Annotated in this window: 5 protein-coding genes; 4 read left to right on the plus strand and 1 reads right to left on the minus strand. The window is 58.9% G+C overall.

Annotated elements, in window-relative coordinates:
* Positions 1–1,451: 1,451 nt before the first annotated feature.
* Positions 1,452–2,348, minus strand: coding sequence for an ankyrin repeat domain-containing protein (locus tag CK218_RS29770; RefSeq protein WP_095829750.1), 897 nt, complete (start codon positions 2,346–2,348; stop codon positions 1,452–1,454).
* 156 nt (positions 2,349–2,504) lie between these two features.
* On the opposite strand from CK218_RS29770, the gene CK218_RS29775 reads away from it, so the two are divergent.
* The 4 genes from CK218_RS29775 (at position 2,505) to CK218_RS29790 (ending at position 5,292) form a co-directional block, all read left to right on the plus strand.
* Positions 2,505–3,389 (plus strand): DNA ligase, encoded by an 885-nt coding sequence (locus tag CK218_RS29775; RefSeq protein WP_095829751.1) that lies wholly within the window; start codon positions 2,505–2,507, stop codon positions 3,387–3,389.
* A complete protein-coding gene (locus tag CK218_RS29780) occupies positions 3,389–3,739 on the plus strand; it encodes a hypothetical protein (protein WP_095829752.1) in 351 nt (116 codons plus the stop codon). The genes CK218_RS29775 and CK218_RS29780 overlap by 1 nt, the downstream gene beginning before the upstream one ends.
* A gap of 243 nt (positions 3,740–3,982) precedes the next feature.
* Positions 3,983–4,363, plus strand: a complete 381-nt coding sequence (locus CK218_RS29785) for a cytochrome c family protein (protein ID WP_095829753.1) — start codon at positions 3,983–3,985, stop codon at positions 4,361–4,363.
* A 503-nt stretch (positions 4,364–4,866) separates the two neighbouring features.
* Positions 4,867–5,292 carry a hypothetical protein gene (locus CK218_RS29790; RefSeq protein ID WP_095829754.1) on the plus strand — a complete coding sequence of 142 codons (426 nt, stop codon included), beginning with the start codon at positions 4,867–4,869 and terminating at the stop codon, positions 5,290–5,292.
* The last annotated feature ends 1,036 nt before the right edge of the window (positions 5,293–6,328 follow it).

Consider the following 6,328-nt stretch of genomic DNA (forward strand, 5'->3'; position numbering starts at 1 on the left):
TGCGTATTCCCTTAGGAGACTGGCGACGGTCCTTGAATCGGCTTTTGACATTGTCGAGGCAAACGGGGCCAATCTCCGCAGGTTCCAATCAGGCAAGGGCAGCAAAGAACCCCATGCTTGCTGCCATTTTCCCGGGGTGGGCACTGCAGATTCGGCAAGGATTGGTCGGCGCGACCCCCGCCAATGATTTTGTAGGCTGCGCGTTTCTTCGAGGAGCATCGCTGACGTGCAAATGAGAGGGCCAAGCTCGATCTGACGAAACTTCGCGACCGCTTCGGCGCTGACGCTCCTGCCATGGAGTGGGATCTGAAGCCGAAGATGAAATGCGCGGTATGCGCCGGCAAGCGCATACGCTGACCTATTCGCCAGACACCAGCCCGAAAGACCTTCACCGCAAAGTAGGTTTCTAGGGCGTGCGTTTCGTCTGCCGCCGCCGCCACATCCTATTGTCCGTCTGGCAAGGATCACCCAGACCTTCGGAGCGAGGCGGCATTGGCCCACCGGGGCTAAAGACAATATCCTCCAAGGCCTGGCGGATAGCGGCTCGGGGATTCGGGTTCATCGACCCGTTCTCAAAATCGACGATCGTTGGTTCGCAATACGCTCTGGTAGCGAGCCGCACCCGCGACTAGCTCAACAGAGCTCGTGCGCTTGGCTGCCGAGTATCCGAACAATCTGCTCACAGGTCTCATCTACACTGTAGCCATCGGTGTAGAACGTTGCCGTCGCCAGTGACGCGTTCGACGGATGCTCCAGGAACGGCCGGTTCAATGCGACAAAATCCGCCCTCTCGTCTTCCGTACCTTGGCCCTAGCGCATAGGATGTCCAGCGAGCGCTCGATATCTGGCGAGGGCAGCAGATAAACGACATGTGAAGTTGGATGCGCGCCAGAAGCACGTCGTCCTCATAGACCGAGTGACCTGCGCCGAAGTCGATGATTGTATCCGGATAGTCGAGAAGCACCTGCTCCACAGCATACGCCTCGAACGGTTTCCAGTAGTCGAAACGTGCACGCCAGCCCATTGCCTTGACACGCCGCCGCTCTTCCCGCTGGTCATAGCCGATCTGGTAATACTATCCCCAGCGTACGAGATCGAGCGGGATATTGCGCAGTGACAGACGGTCGGAGATGCGCTCCGCAATCGTGGACTTGCCGGAGCGCATCGGCCCTATCAGCACTAAACGTGTCATTCTAAACCGGCATCCACCCGAGGATCGGCTTGTTGCGGTGAAATTGTCACCATGTGCGAGCATTGGCAAGCCCAGACCGTCCCTCTTGGCACCAGTTCTCAGCGACTGCTGAAAGAAGGACGGCCGGGCGAGGAACCCAAGTCCTCAAGGTCGGCGAAGTTACTCACGATCCCCGCCAGAGTCGGTAGAGGCGTACCGGCAATGTCTTCCGTGCAAGGCGTGCTGCTTTCACGATCGGACATGCTCCCTTGGCGAGCAATCAGGGGAGCGGGATCGGCTTGTCGCTGAGTGTGCGCAAGTAGGCGATCAGGTTGACCCGTTCAGTCTCGTCCGGAACGCCAGGCGTCTCCATCTTAACGCCGGGCGTGGTGAGCATGGGCCCGAAAAGATATCTGTTCAGGTCCTCATACGTCCACACACCTTCCCAGCTTAGCAAGGCGTCGGAATAATCGATATTTGCCGTGGAAGCCTTGTCGCGGCCGACGACCCCCCACAAGTTCGGTCCCGTTTTGCTCCCTCCCTGGGGCTCGCCATTGTGGCAACCGTGACACACATGGGTGAAGTAGGTTCGGCCATTCTCGACGTCGGCAGCAGCCAACTTCATCGAGATCGGAGCCGGTGTGGGCAAGACGACGCCGTGCGACATGAGATAGTCAGCGATTTCGCGTTGCCCCTTGCGTTTTGCGAGATGGATCGGTGTCTTGCCGTCCTTTGTCTTCGCATTCACGTCCGCGCCGGCCTCGACCAGTGCCTTCACGCAATCGATGCAACCGAGATTGACCGCGATGTGGATAGCGTTTTCGCGGCTGCGCTTCGAGTTTGGATTCGCGCCGCCGTCCAGCAACAGATTGATCAGGTCGATCCTGCGTTTTGCCAAAGCTGGCATGAGGGCAGGACCCAAAACCGGTGTCGGGGCGGCGTTGACGTCCGCACCGCGTTCAATGAGCATTTTTGCCGCTGCAAAATGCCCGCCCTTGACCGCAAGATAGAGTGGTGTCGCTTTCCCGTCACTCTCATCGACGCCGGCACCTGCGTCGAGAGCTGCCGTGATCCCCCCGATATCGCCCTTCATGGCGGCGTCGTGGATGGCGGCGGCAGACGATGCCGTCGGAACGGGCAGAAGCAATAACAGAATGAAAAGCAAAACGTCGCGCATTCGGCATCCCCTGTGCAAACCGGAGGACGTGGCACGCTTCGAGAAGCGCAGAGTCTAGTGTGAATGCCGAATCGCGGCAAGGTATTTCAGTAACTGCTAACGGAACCGAAGCCGCCATTCGATATTGAATCATTCGAGCTTTGCGTTGGGGTCCGTATGTGTAAGCCTGCCGGCGGAGTCCGGCTGTCCTTCATTCGTCCGCTTGGGCCCGTACAGGTTGAGACGCCGCCGATCAGCGCGGACTGGCTTCACGAGATCAAGTACGGTTTCCGAACTCAAGTCACCCTCGACTGGGCCGGTGCCCGTGCTTTCTCCAGAAACGGCCACGACTGGTCGCAGAGGTATTGGCCCGTCGTTCAGGCGGCTGAGAAGCTGCCTGCCAAGGCCTTCATCATCGACGGGGAGATGATTGCGCCCGATCCCGACGGCCGGCCGAACTTTCACCGGATGCATTCGCGGATGGTGTGGAATGCCGAACAACTCGCGTTCGTCGCTTTCGACATCCTGCACCTGGACGGCCAGGATCTTCGCTCTCTGCCTCTGATCGAGCGCAAGGCGAAGCTGTGGAATCTCGTGAAGCCGGCCAAGGAGATGATCCAATACAGCGATCACGTGGAAGGCAACGGCGCCGCGTTCTTCGAAGCCGTCGAGCAGATGGGCCTTGAAGGCATGGTCTCGAAACGACGCGAGAGCCCCTATCGAAGCGGGAAGGTCGATGCCTGGGTTAAGACCAAATGTTGGGATGTCGGCGACTTCGAACTTCTCGGCATCAGACGTGAGCCCGGAAAGCCCGCAGCGGCGATCATGGCGCGCGGTGGCCGATATGCCGGAACGGCTGCCGTGACGCTTCCCAGCGGCCTCAGGGAACGGCTGTGGAAGCGTGTCAAAGAGGCCACAGCCTGGAACCCCGCGCAGAGGGTGCCGAGCGCCTTCGCCGACCAAGTAGAGTGGGTTAAGCTCGGCATCACCGGCTGGGTCAAATTCCTTCGCGGCGAGCACACGCTACGCCATGTGACGCTGCAGGACTTTAAGGAGGAGTGATGTCGGCTGAAGTTGTCGAGATAATTCAAAGCATGGTGGACGCAGAAACCAAAGGCTGGGACGAGAAAGACATCGAGCCGTTCCTAGCCATGATCCATCCTGACATGGCGTGGCCATTTGCGCCGAACGCAGACGCACATGATCCAATCGACTGGTTGTTCGTCTTAGGTCGCTTCGATGAGGAAGCCTGGCGGAATGGCTACAACGAGCTGTTTGCCGCCCATGACCTCATCCACAATCGCCGGACCACGGCCAAGATCGAACTTGCCCCGACCGGAGATGCAGCCTTTGCGGTGGTCGATATCGACACCCTTTGGCGAAACAAAGCAACCGGCGCGGATTTTCATTGAAAGGGACGCGTCTGCAAAATCTATTCGAAGCTCCGAACTGGTGAATGGAAATTCTACTGGCAAACCAGCGCTCTCAATTTCCCCGTCAAAACCAGGAGTGGCTAAGACAGGAACCTAAGGCAGCCAACCAGCTTGACTAAGCATGAGCGCGGGAGCTTGGATTGCAGCGTGCAGCCATCTGTCCGATCGCCTTGGACAATCCGGCGAGTTCGAAATCGGCCTCGTCGATCAGGGAGGAATGCCATGCGCGCAATCGCACTTTTCATCGCCTCGTCGGCCACGATCTTCACTGCAAGTCCTTCGCGAGCGCAGGATGCCGCCGCAGGCGAGAAGGTCTTCACCAAGTGCAAGGTCTGCCACATTGCCGACCAGGACCAGAACAAGGTCGGCCCATCTCTGCACGGTGTCATCGGGCGCACCGCGGGCACGCATCCCGGTTTCACTTATTCCATGGCCATGGCCGAGGCCGGAAAATCCGGCATCAAATGGGATGAGCCCACGCTGACAAAGTATCTTCAGGACCCGAGGGGGATGATCAAAGGAACGAAGATGGCGTTTCCCGGCCTCAAGAACGATCAGGACGTAGCCAACGTCATCGCTTACCTGAAACAGTTTTCGAAGTAAGTGAGCCCTTCCAGGCGCTCCGGTGGCCGCCGGCTCGCCCCGAGGGGACTGGTTGGCCGGCTGACATCCAAAGGAGAATGCCCGTAACTCCAGGCAACGGTCGGGCATCTATTTACTCTCTCATGCCGCCGATCGAAGGGACACATGTTCGCCGGCTCTATCAAATGATGTAGCGAGGCGAAGGTTCAGCACAGGGACCAAAGCATCAGCCTGTCCGACTTCTGTCCCATCGGCGGAAGGGAACATTCCTACCAGTGTCCCGGTTGAGTCTCGCGGCGTGTGTCCTCCGGCAAGGTTCACCGCGCCGCGTGGGGCATGTCCCCCGGAGCCCGTTCGCCATCCCTCAAGGCGGCGGGCTCTTGCCGTTCTAGTTCCCGTTTCGCTGTGTATACCTCGCTGGTGATTGCCGGGCGGATCCCCAATTGTGTTTTGACTATTTGGCTTGTCGGGCGCGTAAAATATCAAGTTCGCCCAACCGGGCGGACCAACTCAGGGAGGATGTTATGAAGATGAATCGACGTAATGCTCTCGCCCTCGCCGCCACCTCGATGGCCGCCCCGCTAATGGCCGCAAAGTTCAGCCCGGTAGCGGCCAAGACCTATGGCCCGACTGAGGGCAAGGAGATTTTTCCTGGCGTTCGACTAGTCGAGCGGGGGACACGAGACTCCCATATCAAGGGGTATAAGAAAATCGTCATGGAAGACGTGATTTATCAGCCGAAAGGAACTAGCCCGCTGGGGGATGTTATGACCGACGACATGGTCTGCACGGTCACTGAAGGCGAACTGGAAGTTACGGCCGGCGATATGAAGTTCACGGCCAAGGAAGGCGACGTTTGGAGCTGCGGCAAGGGCAGTACGAAAGAGGCTGCTACGAACAATGGAACAGTGGTCGCAGTGATGCGCGTCATTAACCTGAAGATCGCATAAGTCCCCCGCACGGGAACTGGCGCGAGGCCAAAAACGGCGTTTAACATGTCCATGACACGGGAGGGGAGCGGCCCGGAAGCCTTTGGGTGTGGCGTTTGGGCGCGGCCACCGGGCCTTGGCCGGCAGGAGAGCTAGATGACCGGCAGCCGAAAATATTCGCATCTACTAATGAATGGAATTCAGCCAAAAGGGCGAAACCCGCCTTGACCACCAACCTGACGGCTGGACCCTGCAACAACTGATCGACGCCGGCATGTCTGTCACGGTGAAGAAGCCGGCAGCATCTAGAGCAAGGAGGCGGACCCTGCCCTAAACATCGCTGTTGGGCTCCCTGAGGCAGTGGCGATATCATCGAAGATCTCGTCCGTGCCAAGAGTTCGCACCAGAAGATGGGGGATTCACAGCGAATCCGTTTCGATCTAACACCAGTTCTAGCGACTGCGCTGAAAGAGATCGCCGGGCGAGGAACCCCAAATCCTCAAGCCCGGCGCAGTTACCCCTGATGCCCAATCAGGAGTCCGGTGTGAGACCGGCAATCTCTTCGATGCAAGCCCGGTGCCAGCATTCCCGTCCTGAAACGAGACACCGAGAGCGGATGCGGACCACGAACTGACCAATCGGCCCGGCCGCGCGGCGGACCACTTGGGAGATCGGCACGGGCGGCCGACGCATACTGGTGGGGGAGTTGGGTTACGTGAAACCGTCGGCCGCCCGTGCTTTGGGCGGGGGCGCGTCGTCACTGACGCGGGGCTAGAATAGGCGCAGGGTGGGCGCCTTCAACTACGATGCCGTGATATGGAACGAGTCGTTACTCTCTACAGACTTCTTGTTCGCCGAGGTAGGCGGGCGGAAATGGCAAACACGCTTTCGGGGGAAAGGTGGTGTAGCCGCCGTTGCCTAGATGAGCTGGGACAGGGTAATGGCGTTCTTACTCGACGATTGCAACCGACTGCGCCGACGGGATGTCCTTCATCCCGAGACTCGAGCAGTTCTGTTTGATGGTCGTGCTGCCGGACCACTGTATCTTGTCGGCGAC

Origin of the sequence: Mesorhizobium sp. WSM3879, from assembly GCF_002294915.1 — a bacterium.
Lineage (GTDB): Bacteria > Pseudomonadota > Alphaproteobacteria > Rhizobiales > Rhizobiaceae > Mesorhizobium.